The organism is Agrobacterium larrymoorei, assembly GCF_013322225.1.
Lineage (GTDB): Bacteria > Pseudomonadota > Alphaproteobacteria > Rhizobiales > Rhizobiaceae > Agrobacterium > Agrobacterium larrymoorei_A.
Genome location: NZ_JAAMFB010000033.1, coordinates 23323 through 39282 on the forward strand (window position 1 = coordinate 23323; position 15960 = coordinate 39282).

Here is a 15960-nt window from a genome sequence, read left to right on the forward strand (position 1 = left end):
ATACCCATTGCGGACCCCATGGTGGTGTTCGAAGCCGTGACCAAGACGTTCGGCGGTAGCGGCAGCCAGCCCGCCTTTGCGGCTCTCGGTGGCGTGGATTTCACCGTGCCGCGCGGTGGCATTTCCGGCATCATCGGCCGCTCCGGTGCGGGTAAATCCACCATGATCCGCCTCGTGAACGGGCTGGAGCGTCCGACATCCGGCAAGGTCGTCGTGGATGGCGTCGATGTCGGCGCGCTGGATGAGGCGGGGCTTCGCACGCTGCGCCGACAAGTCGGCATGATCTTCCAGCACTTCAATCTTCTCGCTTCGCGCACGGCTTACGACAACGTAGCCCTGCCGCTTGAAATCGCCGGTGTCTCGAAATCAGAAATCAAGCGCAAGGTCGGCCCGCTTCTCGATCTCGTCGGCCTTGGAGACAAGGCGAAGCGTTATCCTGCTGAGCTTTCCGGTGGTCAGAAACAGCGCGTTGGCATCGCCCGCGCTCTGGCAACCGAGCCGAAGCTGCTGCTGTCCGACGAGGCAACCTCCGCACTCGATCCGGAAACCACCCAGTCGATCCTGGAGCTTTTGAAGCGCATCAATGCCGAGCTTGGCCTGACCGTGCTTCTCATCACCCATGAGATGGAAGTTGTGAAAACCATCGCCTCTCAGGTTGCTGTCATCGACAAGGGTCTGATCGTAGAGCAGGGCAACACCTTCGATATCTTCACCCGCCCAAGCCACGAAACCACCCGCAGCCTGTTGTCTTCCGCTGTTGGCGTGAAGTTGCCGCATTGGGTCACCTCTGGTTTGAAGCCGGAAGCCGCGCCCGGTGATCGTGTGCTGGTCCGTCTGGTGTTCTTCGGCGCTACTGCATTCCAGCCGTTGACGGCCCGCCTCGTCAGCGAGATCGGCCCGGACCTGAATATTCTGGCTGGCACCATCGAGGAAATCGCGGGCGATCCCTTCGGTTCGCTGGTCGTATCCTACCCGGCAACGCCGGAGATACTGGCGCGTGCCGAACGCTTTTATACGCAAACCGGTCTTCATACGGAGGTGCTCGGTTATGTCGCCTGATATGATTTTCAATGTCCTGTTGAAGGGCCTCATCCAGACCCTGCACATGGTGGCCGTATCCGGTCTCGTCGGCTCGCTCCTCGGCCTGCCCATCGGCATCTTCCTTGCCACCAGCGGCAAGGGCGAGCTTTTCGAAGCGCCGATGACGAACCGCATCATCGGGCTCATCGTCAATGCCGCGCGCTCCACGCCCTTCATCATTCTCGTGGTCGCCATCATTCCGTTTACGCGACTTGTGGCTGGAACCTCCATCGGCACCAGTGCCGCCATCGTGCCGCTCACGGTCGCGACCGTGCCCTTCATCGCGCGTCTGGTGGAGGCGGCCATCCGCGAAGTGGACAAGGGGCTGATCGAGGCCGCCCGCGCCATGGGTGCGACGCCGCTTCAGATCGTCACAAAGGTTCTGCTGGCGGAAGCAAAGCCCGGTATCACACTGGCGCTTACCCTGACTCTCGTCAGCCTCATCGGTTACTCGGCCATGGTCGGTGCAGTCGGCGGCGGCGGTCTGGGAGATCTCGGCATTCGCTACGGCTATCAGCGCTTCATGCCGGATGTGATGCTGGCCGTGGTCGTCGTACTCATCGTCCTTGTCCAGATCGTGCAGAGCGCAGGCGATGCGCTGGCCCGCAGCTTCGACAAGCGAAACCGTAAAAACTAAAACACGTCTAGGTAAAGGAGACATCTACATGAAAAAACTCATCATCGCAGCATCGCTCGCAGCACTCTTCGCAGGCAGCGCGCTTGCCGAAACCATCAAGATCGGCGTGACGCCGGCCGAACACGCGCAGATCATGGAGCAGGTGAAGAAGATTGCCGCCGCCAAGGGTCTCGACCTCGAAATCCTCGAATTCTCGGATTACGTCGTGCCGAACCAGGCGCTGGCCGATGGCGAGCTTCAGGCCAATTCCTTCCAGCACCAGCCTTATCTCGACAACCAGATCGCTGACCGCAAGTTCGATCTCGTCAGCGTCGGCACCACCATCACCACGCCGATGGGCATTTATTCTAACAAGGTGAAGAGCCTTGACAACCTGAAGGACGGCGCGACCATCGGCATTCCGAACGACCCGACCAATGGTGGCCGCGCGCTGCTGGTTCTCGCATCCAAGGGTGTGATCAAGGTCAAGGAAGAGGCTGGCCTCAAGGTAACGCCTGCCGATATCACCGAAAACCCGAAGAACATCCAGATCGTTGAGCTCGATGCGGCGCAGTTGCCGCGTTCGCTCGATGATACGGACGCCTCGGTCATCAACACCAACTATGCGACCGCGGCTGGCCTCAACCCGAAGAAGGACGCCATCGCCATCGAAAGCGAAAAGTCCCCTTACGCCAATGTTATCGCCGTTCGTGCCGAAGACAAGGACAAGCCTTGGGTAAAGACGCTGGTGGAATCTTACCACAGCCCGGAAGTAAAATCCTTCATTCTTGAAAAATATAACGGCACCGTCATCCCATCCTGGTAATCATCCAGAGTTGTAATGACTGCGATATATGCTGGCCTTTCCCGCAAGCCGGGAAAGGCCAGCTTTTTTAGGGCCACCAGCCCGCTTTTCCTATGTTTACTACCCTATTTTTAGGGGTGGTTCGGGGTCCTTGCCTTAATATCTTTTGAACACTTCACCGCAAAGATGAGGTCTTTCAAAGGGCATGTGGCTTGCGGGAAATACGGCGTGCAAAAATGGGAATGATGTCGCTTGGCAGAAGGGCTGCCGTGGCGGGCGTTCTCTTTGCCTTCGCCACCGTGATCGTCGTCGTGACCGCGCTCATTTTGTCGGCGCTCAGCAACGTCACGGAAATCACCAACGCTCTGGATGAGCAGCGCTCGCAGGAAACCACGGCGGGCGCGCTGGAGACCTTTCTCGACCAGCTCGGCGCGACGCTGAATGATTATGCGGCCTGGGATGACGCTGCCCAGTTCGCCTATGCGCCGGATGGCCACGGCTGGATCGTCAGCAACTACGGCGATATGACGGTCAACAAGGACCTGTTCGATACTGCCATTCTTCTCGATGGCGAAGAGCGCGTCATCATGGCCTATCATAACGGCAAGCCTGCGGACTGGTCCTTGGGTTCCTATTTCGATGACGGTCTTTCGGAACTGCTGGACAAGGTGCGCGCGGCAACGCCTCAGGATTTGCCGGAAGCGACCGGCTTCGTCAGAACCCGCGACGGCATTGCAGCCACCGGCGTGGCGCTCGTTCGCCGCAAGTCCGCCAGCGCGGAAAGCGCCACGGAGCAGCGTTACCTGGTATTTGCCCGCCACCTGACGCAAGACAAGGTTCAGGGGCTGAGCCAGACTTACGTGGTCAGCGGCCTTGCCCTTGCCGACGCACAGTCCGAAACGCCTTATTACGTCGATATCGTCAGCCCCGGCGGCGAAGTGCTGGGCAAATTGACCTGGCGGTCGAGAATGCCGGGCAATGTCAGCCTCGATGAAGTTCGCCCTCGCGTTCTCACGGCGGTTGCGCTTGCTGGCGTCTTCTTTCTGGCACTGCTGGCAATAGGCTTTACCGCATTGAAGCGGTTGAAGGCCGACGAGATGGCCGCGCGTGAGGAATTGCTCACCGATCGCCTCAGCGGTCTTTACAACCGGCCCGGCCTGTTCGTCGGCCTGAAGAAGATGATCGAGAAGGCGCAGGATGAAGGGTCTTATGTCAACCTGATCTATCTCGATCTGGATGGCTTCAAGGAAGTCAACGATGCCTTCGGCCATGTGGCGGGGGATCTGCTCATCAAGGCTGTCGCGGCGGCGCTGCGCGTGCTGGTGCCGCAGCAGGCGCTGCTGGCACGACTTGGCGGCGACGAGTTCGCGGTTGCACTTCAAGGCAAGCAAGCCCGCATCGAGGGGCGGCAATTATGCGATGCTCTGCTGGAGCTTTTCTCCGAGCCATTCATGCTGGGCGAACGCGTAGCAGCGATCGGATGCAGCATCGGAACCTCCGTTTCCAAGGGCGGCGATATAGACGGTGAAGAGCTTCTGCGCCGCGCCGACATGGCGATGTACGAGGCCAAGGAAAGCGGTCGAGGCCGCTATATGGCCTATGAGCCGCACATGGACACGCGCCGCGAGGAAAAGAACCAGCTTGAGGCAGACCTGAAATACGGCATCGAAAACGGTGAGATCAACGTGGTCTTCCAGCCGGTGGTCAATACGCTGTCCCGGCGCGTTTCCGGTGTCGAAACGCTGGCGCGCTGGAACAGGCCCGGTTACGGCCCGGTTTCGCCCGATGTCTTCATCGCAGCGGCGGAATCGAGCGGGCTGATCGATCAGCTAGGCATGTTGGTGCTGGAGGCGGCCTGTGCATCCGCTGTTCAATGGCCGGGTGTGAAGCTTGCGGTCAATATTTCGCCCATGCAGTTTCGCAACCCAGCCTTTGCCGGGCAGGTGGAGAATGTCCTGAAGCGAACCGGCATCTCGCCTGCACGGGTCATGCTGGAGATGACCGAGGGATACTTCATCCACCACCCGGAACGGGCGAGTTCCTCCATCGAAAAGCTCAAGCAGATCGGCGTCAGCATCGCGCTCGACGACTTCGGCTCCGGCTTCGCCAGCATCGGCTATCTGCGCCGGTTCGGCTTCGACCGCATGAAGATCGACAAGTCACTCGTGGAGGCGCTGGACGAGGGCGGGCGCTCGCTCGAGATGCTCACGGCAACCGTTGCCCTTGCCCGCTCGCTCGGCATCCCTGTCACGGCGGAAGGCATCGAAACGGAAGATCAGGCAGCCATCCTCCAGCTTTGCGGCTGCGATGAGCTGCAGGGATATCTATTCGCAAAACCGCTTAAGGCAGAGCAGGTGACCGCGCTTCTCGCCGCGCAGGATGACGTGGGCATCCAGAAGGTTTCCTGAGCCTTCAAGGGTACGATCTCGCGACCCCACTGCCATCATCCTCGGGCTTGTCCCGAGGATCTACAACCGATTGATTTCATTCGACGTGAGTAGATCCTCGGGACAAGCCCGAGGATGACGGCGGTGGGTGTGTTCGCCATTTCACCCGGACAGCAAACGGCCTATCTCAGACCTTTGCAGCCGAAACAGTGGCTTCGATGTGATCGACGAGTGCGTCCGGCAAGCCGAGGCGTCCTGCCAGAAGGTCGAGATAGCCGCGTTCGGCGCGGCTGTCTGGCTCGATTGTCAGGCGGGAGGCAGTGTAGATTTCCACCTTCTGCTCCTCGGTCTTCGCAGCCGCCACCAGGGCGTCGAGATCGAGCGGATCGGACAGCTCCTTCTCGATGAAGGCTTCGGCCTCATGGTCGAGGCCGGAAATCTTGACCTTCTCCATGATGTGCGCGCGTTCCCCATCATCGATGTGACCATCCGCCTTGGCAGCAGCGATCATCGCCTGAACCAGCGTCAGGGCAAAGCTGTTGGAAAGCGTCGGAGACTGGGGATGGAACGGCGAGTCGCTCGGAGGAGGCAAAAGCTCCTGTGTCGGCTGCGGCTGAGGCGCTGCCTGCGGTGCCTTGCCGGACTGGTAGTTCCTGTATGCCAGATATCCGAGGCCAGCGATGGCGGCGATGCCACCGACGGCTGCCGCATTGCCCGCCAGCTTGCGGCCTGTTTTCGTGCCAAGGAGAGCCGCGGCCAGAGCGCCGGTCTTCAACGGATTGTTCCTGGCAATCTCACCGGCCTGACCCGCCCTGTCCCGAACGCTTCCAGACAGACCCGGAACCTGAGAACCCAAAAACTGGTCCAGAAGCTTCTTGGCATCGAACATCAACATCTCCTGTTTCAACTGAATGTCAAAGGAGAAGATAGGAAGTGGAAGATAGATTACAAAGGGGGAGGTGGGATTTGGGTGGCGGGGTATGACCCCTCACCAAGAAAATCTAGGACTTAGCTTCGCTAAGATCGAGATTTTCTATCCTCTCCCACAAGGAGAGAGGAAAAGGCGCAAGCGGCGCGGCATCTCCTTTATCTCTCCCCCTGTGGGAGAGAAAGCAATTTCAACATCTTAAGCTCGCTTAAGTGTTAGAAATTGCAAGTGAGGGGTTTTGCTTTCCGCAGCGTTACCCGCGCAGCGCCGCAGCCTCTGCTGCAAGCGTGGTGATCCCCGCCCAGTCGCCAGCGGTGATGAGTTCCTTCGGGGCAACCCAGGAGCCGCCGACGCAGATGACGTTTGGCAGGGAGAGGTAGTCTTTGGCGTTTTTCAGCGAGATGCTGCCGGTGGGGCAGAAGATGGTACCCGCGAGCGGTGAAGACAGCGCCTTTAGGTAAGGTGCGCCACCGGCCTGTTCTGCGGGGAAGAACTTCAAAACCCTGTAGCCCGCATCGCGCAGAACCATGACTTCGCTTGCGGTGGCGGCACCCGGCAGCAGCGGAACGCTGGAATTTGCGGCGGCATCCAGTACGCTCTTGTTTACGCCGGGGCTGACGATGAAGGTCGAACCTGCATTGACCGCCGCATCGAAATCCTTCGCGTTGAGAATGGTGCCGGCACCCACATGTGCGCCTTCGACTTCTGCCGCAACAGCGCGGATAGCGTCGAGGGCGGCAGGGGTGCGCATGGTGATTTCGATGGCTTTCAGGCCGCCTGCGACAAGGGCGCGGGCCAGAGGCACGGCGGAGGCGGCATCTTCAACAATGAGAACAGGCACCACCGGCTGAAGTTTAAGGATGGAAAGAAGCTTTTCGGAATCCTGTGCCACTGCGATGTCTCCTCATTGAACCGATTGAATTGCGCCCTCAATTACAGCGCCCGGCTTTTCATGTCGAGGCAAAAGCAACGATTTCCGCTTTATTGCTTTTTCATGACAGAGGCTTAGGCTAAAGCTTATCCGTTTGATGAAAAAGCGCTTTACCGTTCGCCGAAATTATACAGGGTTTTGAATGGCAAAAGAAATTGAACGCAAATTTTTAGTGTCCAGCAATGAATGGGCCAGTGAGACGACATCGCAGACGCCTTTCCGGCAAGCCTACATCGCCTCCATGGAAGACCGTTCGGTTCGGGTGCGCATCAAAGGCACCGAGCAGGCGACCCTGACGATCAAGGTCGGCACCAGCGCTCTGGTGCGCGATGAGTATGAGTACGATATTCCGGTAGACGATGCCGAAGAGCTTCTGGCCTGCGCACCGGGCATCGTCATCGAAAAAACCCGTTACACGGTGGATCACGAGGGTTTCGTCTGGGAAGTGGACGTCTTCGAGGGCCTTTACAAAGGTCTGGTCGTGGCGGAAGTGGAAATGGACGCCGAGACGGACCGCCCGCCGCTTCCCGCATGGCTTGGCCGCGAAGTGACTGGCGACCGGCGCTATTCCAATCAGTATCTGTCCACCGACGATTTCAGCGAGGAGCTGTGCCGTGCCGTTCAGGATTGATCCAGGCCGTTCCTTCATCGAGGAAGTCAGGCGTGTGGGGCTGGAGCTGATAGACGACGCCATCGCAATTCTGAAGGAGCAGCCGGGCGGCCCGCATGAGGCCGTTCACGATGCCCGCAAGAAATTCAAGCGCATCCGTGCGCTCTATCGGTTCCTGCAAAAGGCCGACCCGGATTTCCGGCGAAGCGAAAATGCGCGCTTCCGCGACATTGCCCGCACCCTCAGCTCCGCCCGCGACGCGGCGGCGCTGGTGGAAACGATGACCTATCTGGAAGGCTTCTCCCGTTCGGATGCCGAGGGCCAGGCCCTTGCCAGCGTTCACGCGACGCTGGTGGAGAGGCGGGATGCGCAGACCCATGAGGCTGGCGATCTTCCCGAGCGTATCGAAGCGGCAATCGTGGAATGTGAGAAGGGCCGCGAGGCGCTTTCAGCCCTGTCTCTCTCCCATAGCGACAAGGCGGCGGTAAAGCTGGTGCGCAAGACCTCTGCGAAGCAACGCGAAAGGGCGCTGGATGCTCTTGCCGCCTGCCGCAAGGATGCGCTGGACGAGCATTTCCACGATCTGCGCAAGAGCGGGCAGGTCTACTGGATGCACCTTGCACTCTTGCGCAAGATCTGGCCCTCCGCCATGCGCGCCAAGAAGAGCGAGGCCAAGCATCTCGTTCAGCTGCTGGGCCATGAACATGATCTTTCCGTTCTGGCAGCCTTTGCGGACCGTGAGCCGGACCGTTTTTCGGGCGGTGAAACGCTGGCACTGCTGTTCGATGCCATCATTGCCCGCCAGCAGGCGTTGCGGGAGGAGAGCCTCGCGCTCGCGGATCGCGTTTTTGCCGAGACTGCCGCCAAAGAGAGCCGGATCGTCGCGCTGCTGTGGAAACACGCTGCAAAGTGATGGCAGCGGCGGGCGATTTGACGAAATTCAAAACGTAATCGCTGGTGGGGCATAGAGCGGAATAGGATTGCGCAAAAGCCCGCTACGCTGTATTTCAGCCGCCATGACCGACACCGCTACACTACCCCGCCCAGACGCAGCTGGCGATTTTCTCGTGGCTGCCCTTTATCATTTCGCCCGCTTCCCGCGGTTTGAAAGCGTGCGCGAGCCGCTGTTCAGGCTGTGCCAGGAAAACGGTGTGAAAGGCACGCTGCTTCTTGCCGCCGAGGGTATCAATGGCACGATTGCAGGCACGGATGCGGGCATCGCAACGGTTCTCGCCTATCTTCGCGCCCAGCCGGAATTTGCGAACCTGGAGCATAAGGAAAGCCGCGCTTCCAAGATGCCCTTCGTGCGCATGAAGGTGAAGCTGAAGCAGGAAATCGTCACGATGGGCGTGGCCGATATCGATCCCAACAAGATCGTCGGCACCTATGTCGATCCGAAGGACTGGAACGAGTTGATTTCCGATCCTGACACGATTTTGATCGATACGCGCAACGATTACGAGACCGCCATCGGCGTTTTCAAAAACGCCGTCGATCCGCAGACCAAGACCTTCCGCGAGTTTCCCGACTGGGTGAAGAACAATCCCGGCCTGCACGACAAGCCGAAGATCGCCATGTATTGCACCGGCGGCATCCGCTGCGAAAAGGCCACCGCCTTCATGAAGGAGCAGGGCTTCGATGAGGTCTATCACCTCAAGGGCGGTATTCTGAAATATCTGGAGGAAGTGCCGCAGGAAGAAAGCCTCTGGGAAGGCGCCTGCTTCGTTTTCGATGAGCGCGTGTCGGTGGTTCACGGTCTGGCCGAGGGCGACCACAAGCTCTGCCACGCCTGCCGCAATCCGATTACCGAGGACGTGCGCACATCTGAGAAGTTCGAAGAAGGCGTGTCCTGCCCGAGCTGTTATGACGAGCGCACGGAAGAAGACCGCCAGCGTTTCCGCGACCGCCAGAAGCAGATCGACATCGCCAAGAAGCGCGGCGAAAAGCACATCGGGCGGTAGTTGCAGGTGTAGGATCGTTGCAAAGGGTGAGGCGGGTTGTCATCGATCCGCAGCTGGCCTATTGATTTTCCTCGTATAGTCGGGGAGTGAAATGCGCGATCTCAATCAATTTGCCGGATGCCCGGCACCGTCTCCCGTCACGCTCGAAGGCCGGTTCGTAAAGCTCGTGCCGTTTGACCGCGCAGCGCATCTACAAGCACTGTGGGCGGCGCTTGGTGGCTTGGAGACCAACGCGCTTCTCAAATATTTCCCGCAGGATGCATTCCCAAACGCCGAAGCCTTCGGTGACTGGATAGAAGGCGCGCAGAAAGCGCTCGGTTGGGTGACGCTCGTCTTTATCGAACAGGCATCTGGCGAAGTCGTCGGCATGGCCAGCTATATGCGCCCCGACCCAAAGAACGGTGTGGTCGAGGTCGGGTCCGTCGCGCATGGCGCAAAGATGAAGCGTTCGCCAATGTCCACCGAAGCCCATTATCTGATGGCAAGATACGCTTTCGACGATCTTGGTTATCGCCGCTACGAATGGAAATGCCACAACGAAAACGAACCTTCCAAGGTAACTGCCGTGCGCTACGGCTTCACCTTCGAGGGCGTTTTCCGCCAGCACATGATTTCCAAGGGCCAGAACCGCGATACCGCATGGTTCTCGATGATCGACGGGGAGTGGCCGGTCATTCGTCAGGCGTTCGAGGCATGGCTTTCGCCCGACAATTTCGACGAGGATGGCCTTCAAAAGCGCAAGCTGGACGATATCCGTGCCGAACTTTCCGCAGGAGAGCAGGCATGAGCGGCAGCAGCACGAAGTCGGCAGCACTGGCCGCCGTCGCCATCATCCTCGGCTTCGGCATGTTGTTCTACATCATGCCCATCGTGACGCTATGGCTGGCGAATAATTTTTCCGTCTGGCTCGCCGTGGCATTCGATGTGGTCGCGGTGCTGGCTTTCTTCCTGGTGTTCTGGCTGAGAGCGCGCCACCAGCGGCGTAGCTGATTATCAAGCCTGCACCGAAGCCCCCAGCAGTGCAAGTCCCATCAGCAACACGAAGAGCGCGCCGATGATTTCGATGCCGTGGGTGACGCGGGAGGCTTTCGTGCTGCCGGAGCCTGCCAGACGCACGGCGATGTCCTTTGCCTTGACGGCGAGGACGGCCAGCACCGAAACGGTGATTGCCGTGCCAATGGACATGGCAAGAACGGATAGCACGCCGCCCAGCAGAAGGCCGTTCAGCAGTGCAAAGCTCATGACGATGATCGCGCCGGAGCAGGGGCGCAGGCCGACCGCGACGATGGCGGACCAAGCTTCCGCAAGGTTGAACTTGCGCGACTGGAACAGCGACGGGTCCGGCGCATGCGCTTTACCGCAGGCATCGCAAAGATCGCCGCTGCCGCTCTGCGCGTGATCGGCAAAGACCGGCTGGCCCTGAAAACGCAGGCCCGTGCCCATGCCTTTGTTCATGGCTGAACGGCGGGCGGTCTCATTCTCTCCACCACTGCTGGAGCCGAAGGATGAAGTGCTACGCGCATTGAACATGATGGCAGTGCTGGATGCAGCCGTGCCCGCCGATGCACCGGAGGCGGCAAAGGCCGATGCGGTGGCGGGCTGTGCCGGTCGTTGCCGCACAAGGCTCCATATCTTGCGAAAGAGAAGCCATGCGCCGAACAGCGCAACCATGGCAAAGCTTGCGATCTCCATCGCCTGCGTCGCCCTGGTCATGGTGATGGACGTGCCGCGAAGCAACAGGTAGGCCGCACCGACAAGACCGATCGCAACGGCACCCTGAAGGAGCGCTGATACCAATGAGATGAGAATGCCGCGCTTGAGCTGTGTCTCATTGGCGATCATATAGGACGAAATGACCGCCTTGCCGTGACCGGGGCCCGCCGCGTGAAAGACGCCATAGGCAAAGGACAGGGCGATCAACGAGGTCAGCGCCCACGGGTCTTGCCGCATGGCACGCAACGCTGCGGTCAGCGCCCGGTAGAAGGATTGCTGGTGGACATTGATCCACTGGAACAGCGGCCCAAGCGGCCCGCCCACGGATATGGAGGGTTCGGCAGAGCCTATGCCGAGGGGGGATTGGGCGTGGGCTGTGGTGAGCGTGGCGAGAAGGAGGGTGATGGTGATCAGTGTGGCGGCAAGCGCCCTTACCCCCTCATTCCGCTGCTGGTCACAGGAATCCAGCCAGCCCAAGTCCTTGGGCTGAAAAGAGCTCTTCCGCCGCGCAGACGCGCGTCGACTGTATTCCTGTGATAGGCACAGGAATGAGGGGAGTGGGAAACCCCTCAGCATGTCAGCTCCATCCGCGTCGCAAACATCTTCGTCATGTCCGTGCCGGTCGGATCGTTGAAGAAGGCGTCGGTCAGGCTGCTTTGGTTCTGGGAAAGCACCTCGTCCGGGTCGGGACGGACGACCTTGTGCTTGCAGGCTGAAAGATGTGGACCCTTGATGACGATATCGCTGTCGTTGGCAAAATCGATGGCCGTATACATGGTCGGGTCCCATGCGCCGAAGGTGAGCGTGCCCTTGGCGGAAAGGGGCTTTTGCGGCTTCACCGAAAAGAACATCAGGATCTGGCCATCCTTGTAATCAACGTGAATGGCATCCGGCTTGCCGAAATCCACCGGCTTTCCGTTTTGGGTGATGGATGTGTAATAGTTGAATTCCGCAAGCGATTCATGGACGGTATTGCCGATGTCGGCCAACTCGTCCTTCTCCAGCTTGGCATCGCTGTTCTTGTCGTAATCCATCACCACGCTTGCTGAGAACATTTCGTCGAAGCGCCAGATGTTGCGCACCTCCTGCACATTGCCATCCGCCCCCTCGATGATTTCCATCCGGGCTTCGGCGAAGATATGCGGATGGGCGAGCGCGGCGACGGGCATCAGACAAGCAGACGCGGCCAGTGGCAGGAGCAGTTTTTTCATGGGCGCGGTCTGTCCTTCGCGGCGATCTCTTGGGATCTCAATCTGGGAGGCGAATCTGCGGTTACTCTATAACAAATTGGGACTGAATTTCGACGGCGAGATCAATCAACCGTTCTTGCGGAACCAGTTGGACAGATAATCCACGAAGCTGCGCACCTTTGCGGGCAGGTAGCGCCGGTGCGGATAGACCGCGTAGATGCCGCGATCCCGCGAGATGAATTCATCGAACAGCGTCACCAGCTCGCCGGACTGGATGTGCGGCTTGGCGATGAAATCCGGCACGATGGCCACGCCAAGCCCGGAGCGGGCGGCGCGAAGGGTCGCCTGCGGGCTGTTGACTTCGATGGGGCCGCTGGTAGCCACCGAATTGGTGCCGCCGGTCGGTTCGAAATAGCGGATATGGTTCTGGAAACGCGAATTGGTGTCGATGATGCAGGGCACCTTGCCGAGATCCTGCGGAGAATTGAGCGGGCCGTAGCGATCCACGAAATCCGGTGTTGCCACCGCATGGACGCGGAAATCGGAAAGCTTGCGGGCAATCAGGCCGGAATCTTCAAGCTTGGTGATTCGAATGGCGAGGTCGAAACCCTCTTCGATCAGGTCCACGAACCGGTCTTCTGCGACGATTTCCAGCGAAAGCTCCGGGTTCTCCTTGGCGAAATCGATCAGGCTCTGGCCGATTTCCGCATCGATGAAGGTGCGTGGCACGGAAAGCCGCAGCTTGCCTTTCAGGTCTGAATTCTTCTCGCGCACGAGGTCTGCAAGGTTGTCGATCTCTTTCAGAATATCGGAGGCGGTGCGGTAATAGGTATGGCCTGCCTCGGTCAGAGAAAACTGCCGTGTGGTGCGGTTGAGGAGCAGCGCGCCGAGATCGTCTTCCAGTTCGCGAACATATTTGGACAGCAGCGCCTTGGAGCGTCCCGTCTTGCGCGCGGCGGCGGAAAAACCCTCCGCTTCGACAACATCGATAAAGGCGCGAATGCGGGTCAGCGTGTCCATCAGAATCTCCTGTTCGTTCCATATTATTGAACGGCTGAAGCGGCTTGTTCAACAAGGGATTTCGCTGCCGAAAAAATCCGCGAGATGGTGAAAAATTCCTCTTGATTATGACGGCGAATATTCTTATCTCCCGTTCTGCCCAAAGTCGCACGTGCCCATGTGTGTCCGCCGACCCTCGATGTGGTGAGGAAATCGGTAAGGTACCTGGAATTAACCCCTCCAGTCGCTAATCCGGCCAACCGGAAAATGCGAGGACATACGAAGCAACGACGGTGCGGGCCTTTCTGGTTCTCTGCCGGCTTTCCATCAGCCGGGGTACTGAAGAGGCACACCATCATTGCCGTAAGTGCGGTTGGGTATATTCCCTCCAATCCCATGGCAGACAAAGCCGAATAATGCTCCTGGCAGGGCGTTGTTCACATTCATGCCTTGAGCATGTGCGAATGAATCTGCGCCTCCACCGGCTGATTCGTATTTGCATATCTCGAGCGTTCTTTGTCCTTCGGATTTTCCGAAGCAGGATCAGGTTAGGGAAAACAACGATGACGACTGCTCGCATCCTCGACTTCATCAACACGCGCCGTCCCGAAGGTCCCTGCCTCGTGGTCGATCTCGACGTCGTACGCGACAATTTCCACGCTTTCCGGCATGCCTTGCCGAATAGCGCGATCTATTACGCCGTCAAGGCAAACCCTGAGCCGCAGATCCTTTCGCTGCTTGCCTCGCTCGGCTCCAACTTCGATTGCGCCTCCGTGGCTGAAATCCAGATGGCGCTCGATGCAGGTGCAACGTCCGACCGTATCTCCTACGGCAACACCATCAAGAAGGAACGCGATGTTGCCCGCGCCCACGCGCTTGGTATCGATCTCTTCGCCGTGGACAGCCATGAGGAAGTCGAGAAGGTCGCCCGTGCAGCCCCCGGCGCCCGCGTATTCTGCCGCGTTCTGACCGATGGTGAAGGCGCCGAATGGCCGCTTTCCCGCAAGTTCGGCTGCGTGCCGCAGATGGCTGTCGACGTTCTGGTCTATGCTCACCAGCTGGGTCTGGAATCCTACGGCGTTTCCTTCCACGTCGGTTCGCAGATGATGAACCTCGACGCATGGGATGCAGCCGTGGGCGATGCCAAGCGCGTGTTCGCGTCTCTCGCCAAGCAGGGCATCCACCTGCAGATGGTCAACATGGGCGGTGGTTTCCCGACCAAGTATCTTCGCGACGTTCCTGCCGCTGAAGAATATGGTCAGGCTATCGACAATGCGCTGCGCAAGCACTTCGGCAACCAGATTCCGAAGACCATCATCGAGCCGGGCCGCGGCATGGTTGGCAATGCGGGCGTCATCAAGGCGGAAGTCGTTCTCGTCTCCCGCAAGTCCGACAATGACAACCATCGCTGGGTGTTCCTCGACATCGGCAAGTTCGGCGGTCTGGCCGAAACCATGGACGAAGCCATTCGTTACCCGATCCGCACCGTGCGCGATCAGGATGCGATGGAGCCCTGCGTTCTGGCCGGTCCGACCTGCGACAGCGCCGATGTGCTCTATGAGAAGAACATGTACCCGCTGCCGGTCTCGCTGACCATCGGCGACGAAGTTCTGATTGAAGGAACGGGTGCCTATACGACCACCTATTCCGCGGTCGCGTTCAACGGCTTCGAGCCGCTGAAGGCTTACGTGATCTGAGCCAAACGATCTGAGCGAGTGAACCGCCTGTCTGGGGGCAGGCGGGTTTCTCCCGGATCTTCCCGTTCCGGCCCAGCCAGCGTTGCTTTCGGCGCAAACCCTGCTTGCCGCCCCTCTGTCCAGCCGAGGGAAAGTGTGCGTGAGCAGGCCGGAACGGTCTCATCTTTTTGTTTTAGGGTGCCGCTTACGTGGGCGGCTTGGTGACGGGAGGCCGGGATGGCCGCTGTTCTCAACTCTGTACGTGCATTCTTCACGCCGCAGACATTCCATATCGATGCTGAAAATGCAGGCGATGTCGTCGCGCGTGAAAATCTTCTGGACCGCGCCATGGGCCCAGGCCGCCGCCGCAAGTCTTCCGAAAAGCTGCGCGCTGGCCGCGTTCCGGCTGAAGGTCTGGCACTGGTTGCACGCGACGAGGACGGTCATGTCATCGGCACCGTGCGGCTGTGGAACGTCGAGGCAGGCGTGTCCCGCGAGGGTCGCCCGGTCGCAGCCCTGCTGCTGGGACCTCTCGCCATCGACCCTGCTCACGAAGGCAAGGGCATCGGCTCTGCCCTCATGCGCGCGGCAATCGCTGAGGCTGCCAAGCGCGACCATGGCGCTATCCTGCTCGTCGGCGATGCGCCCTACTACGAACGCTTCGGCTTCTTTGCGACCAAGGCGCAGCACCTCGTCATGCCCGGCCCGTTTGAGCGTGGCCGCTTTCTGGCGCTGGAGTTGAAGACCGGTTGGCTGGATGGTGCTGCCGGTATGCTGGTGGCGAGCGGGCGGCGGTTTTCTTGAGGTTGTGGGAGAGGGGTTAACCCCTCACCAAGAAAATCTAGGACTTCGCTTTGCGAAGGTCTGAGATTTTCTATCCTCTCCCACAGGGGGACCGTTGCATAACCACGTGAGCCACACAGCCACCTGACATGCATGCGCCTTACCCCGCCGCCCTTTCTCTTGAGGGGCGGTTCTTGGTTCATGTCGGCTGGTTGATGGGTGATGTGGCTGACTGCGGACACAGTTCTCCCCTCGGCTCACGTGCTCAGCGTCACCCAGCG

General features: G+C 59.5%; 16 protein-coding genes. 11 read left to right on the forward strand and 5 right to left on the reverse strand.

The window, feature by feature from the left end; genetic code table 11:
• The first annotated feature begins 18 nt into the window (after nucleotides 1-18).
• The 4 genes from G6L28_RS20175 (at nucleotide 19) to G6L28_RS20190 (ending at nucleotide 4909) form a co-directional block, all read left to right on the forward strand.
• Nucleotides 19-1059: a methionine ABC transporter ATP-binding protein gene (locus G6L28_RS20175; RefSeq protein WP_174065950.1), complete on the forward strand. Its 1041-nt coding sequence runs from the start codon at nucleotides 19-21 to the stop codon at nucleotides 1057-1059.
• Nucleotides 1049-1717, forward strand: a complete 669-nt coding sequence (locus G6L28_RS20180) for a methionine ABC transporter permease (protein WP_174065914.1) — start codon at nucleotides 1049-1051, stop codon at nucleotides 1715-1717. Before G6L28_RS20175 ends, G6L28_RS20180 begins: the two co-directional genes overlap by 11 nt.
• A 28-nt stretch (nucleotides 1718-1745) precedes the next feature.
• The gene (locus G6L28_RS20185) at nucleotides 1746-2522 is read left to right on the forward strand and encodes a MetQ/NlpA family ABC transporter substrate-binding protein (protein ID WP_174065916.1); all 777 of its coding nucleotides are present in this window, start codon (nucleotides 1746-1748) and stop codon (nucleotides 2520-2522) included.
• Nucleotides 2523-2737: 215 nt separating this feature from the next.
• Nucleotides 2738-4909: a putative bifunctional diguanylate cyclase/phosphodiesterase gene (locus G6L28_RS20190; protein ID WP_234902667.1), complete on the forward strand. Its 2172-nt coding sequence runs from the start codon at nucleotides 2738-2740 to the stop codon at nucleotides 4907-4909.
• A 166-nt stretch (nucleotides 4910-5075) separates the two neighbouring features.
• On the opposite strand, the gene G6L28_RS20195 is transcribed toward G6L28_RS20190, so the two are convergent.
• Both G6L28_RS20195 and G6L28_RS20200 read right to left on the reverse strand, forming a co-directional pair.
• Nucleotides 5076-5777: a tellurite resistance TerB family protein gene (locus G6L28_RS20195; RefSeq protein WP_174065918.1), complete on the reverse strand. Its 702-nt coding sequence runs from the start codon at nucleotides 5775-5777 to the stop codon at nucleotides 5076-5078.
• A 292-nt stretch (nucleotides 5778-6069) separates the two neighbouring features.
• Nucleotides 6070-6708 (reverse strand): 2-dehydro-3-deoxy-phosphogluconate aldolase, encoded by a 639-nt coding sequence (locus G6L28_RS20200; RefSeq protein WP_174065920.1) that lies wholly within the window; start codon nucleotides 6706-6708, stop codon nucleotides 6070-6072.
• Nucleotides 6709-6889: 181 nt separating this feature from the next.
• Here G6L28_RS20200 and G6L28_RS20205 point away from each other — a divergent pair, with 181 nt between their 5' ends.
• From G6L28_RS20205 to G6L28_RS20225, 5 genes are all read left to right on the forward strand, one after another.
• Nucleotides 6890-7378 (forward strand): CYTH domain-containing protein, encoded by a 489-nt coding sequence (locus G6L28_RS20205; RefSeq protein ID WP_174065928.1) that lies wholly within the window; start codon nucleotides 6890-6892, stop codon nucleotides 7376-7378.
• The gene (locus tag G6L28_RS20210; RefSeq protein WP_174065930.1) at nucleotides 7362-8270 is read left to right on the forward strand and encodes a CHAD domain-containing protein; all 909 of its coding nucleotides are present in this window, start codon (nucleotides 7362-7364) and stop codon (nucleotides 8268-8270) included. The genes G6L28_RS20205 and G6L28_RS20210 overlap by 17 nt, the downstream gene beginning before the upstream one ends.
• A gap of 103 nt (nucleotides 8271-8373) precedes the next feature.
• Complete coding sequence (locus tag G6L28_RS20215) at nucleotides 8374-9318, forward strand: rhodanese-related sulfurtransferase (protein WP_174065954.1); 945 nt, start codon at nucleotides 8374-8376, stop codon at nucleotides 9316-9318.
• A gap of 91 nt (nucleotides 9319-9409) precedes the next feature.
• A complete protein-coding gene (locus G6L28_RS20220; protein WP_174065932.1) occupies nucleotides 9410-10105 on the forward strand; it encodes a GNAT family N-acetyltransferase in 696 nt (231 codons plus the stop codon).
• A complete protein-coding gene (locus tag G6L28_RS20225) occupies nucleotides 10102-10308 on the forward strand; it encodes a hypothetical protein (RefSeq protein ID WP_174065934.1) in 207 nt (68 codons plus the stop codon). The genes G6L28_RS20220 and G6L28_RS20225 overlap by 4 nt, the downstream gene beginning before the upstream one ends.
• A gap of 3 nt (nucleotides 10309-10311) precedes the next feature.
• Here the strand turns inward: G6L28_RS20225 and G6L28_RS20230 are convergent, their stop codons facing one another.
• The 3 genes from G6L28_RS20230 to G6L28_RS20245 all read right to left on the reverse strand — a co-directional run bounded on the left by G6L28_RS20230 (nucleotide 10312) and on the right by G6L28_RS20245 (nucleotide 13241).
• Nucleotides 10312-11607: a nickel/cobalt transporter gene (locus G6L28_RS20230; RefSeq protein ID WP_234902668.1), complete on the reverse strand. Its 1296-nt coding sequence runs from the start codon at nucleotides 11605-11607 to the stop codon at nucleotides 10312-10314.
• Nucleotides 11601-12242: a DUF1007 family protein gene (locus G6L28_RS20240; protein WP_174065936.1), complete on the reverse strand. Its 642-nt coding sequence runs from the start codon at nucleotides 12240-12242 to the stop codon at nucleotides 11601-11603. Before G6L28_RS20240 ends, G6L28_RS20230 begins: the two co-directional genes overlap by 7 nt.
• A gap of 105 nt (nucleotides 12243-12347) precedes the next feature.
• Nucleotides 12348-13241, reverse strand: coding sequence for a LysR family transcriptional regulator (locus G6L28_RS20245; RefSeq protein ID WP_174065938.1), 894 nt, complete (start codon nucleotides 13239-13241; stop codon nucleotides 12348-12350).
• Nucleotides 13242-13783: 542 nt separating this feature from the next.
• Here G6L28_RS20245 and odc2 point away from each other — a divergent pair.
• Complete coding sequence (gene odc2, locus G6L28_RS20250) at nucleotides 13784-14917, forward strand: ornithine/lysine decarboxylase (RefSeq protein WP_174065940.1); 1134 nt, start codon at nucleotides 13784-13786, stop codon at nucleotides 14915-14917.
• Between the two features lie 216 nt (nucleotides 14918-15133).
• Nucleotides 15134-15700 (forward strand): GNAT family N-acetyltransferase, encoded by a 567-nt coding sequence (locus tag G6L28_RS20255; protein ID WP_174065942.1) that lies wholly within the window; start codon nucleotides 15134-15136, stop codon nucleotides 15698-15700.
• Nucleotides 15701-15960 lie beyond the last annotated feature (260 nt).

Coding starts and splice junctions, on each gene's coding strand:
- G6L28_RS20215 (WP_174065954.1), top strand. CDS start 8,374: ATGACCGACACCGCTACACTACCCCGCCCAGACGCAGCTGGCGATTTT.
- G6L28_RS20190 (WP_234902667.1), top strand. CDS start 2,738: ATGGGAATGATGTCGCTTGGCAGAAGGGCTGCCGTGGCGGGCGTTCTC.
- G6L28_RS20245 (WP_174065938.1), bottom strand. CDS start 13,241: ATGGACACGCTGACCCGCATTCGCGCCTTTATCGATGTTGTCGAAGCG.
- G6L28_RS20220 (WP_174065932.1), top strand. CDS start 9,410: ATGCGCGATCTCAATCAATTTGCCGGATGCCCGGCACCGTCTCCCGTC.
- odc2 (WP_174065940.1), top strand. CDS start 13,784: ATGACGACTGCTCGCATCCTCGACTTCATCAACACGCGCCGTCCCGAA.
- G6L28_RS20180 (WP_174065914.1), top strand. CDS start 1,049: ATGTCGCCTGATATGATTTTCAATGTCCTGTTGAAGGGCCTCATCCAG.
- G6L28_RS20195 (WP_174065918.1), bottom strand. CDS start 5,777: ATGTTCGATGCCAAGAAGCTTCTGGACCAGTTTTTGGGTTCTCAGGTT.
- G6L28_RS20230 (WP_234902668.1), bottom strand. CDS start 11,607: ATGCTGAGGGGTTTCCCACTCCCCTCATTCCTGTGCCTATCACAGGAA.
- G6L28_RS20240 (WP_174065936.1), bottom strand. CDS start 12,242: ATGAAAAAACTGCTCCTGCCACTGGCCGCGTCTGCTTGTCTGATGCCC.
- G6L28_RS20175 (WP_174065950.1), top strand. CDS start 19: ATGGTGGTGTTCGAAGCCGTGACCAAGACGTTCGGCGGTAGCGGCAGC.
- G6L28_RS20185 (WP_174065916.1), top strand. CDS start 1,746: ATGAAAAAACTCATCATCGCAGCATCGCTCGCAGCACTCTTCGCAGGC.
- G6L28_RS20255 (WP_174065942.1), top strand. CDS start 15,134: ATGGCCGCTGTTCTCAACTCTGTACGTGCATTCTTCACGCCGCAGACA.
- G6L28_RS20205 (WP_174065928.1), top strand. CDS start 6,890: ATGGCAAAAGAAATTGAACGCAAATTTTTAGTGTCCAGCAATGAATGG.
- G6L28_RS20225 (WP_174065934.1), top strand. CDS start 10,102: ATGAGCGGCAGCAGCACGAAGTCGGCAGCACTGGCCGCCGTCGCCATC.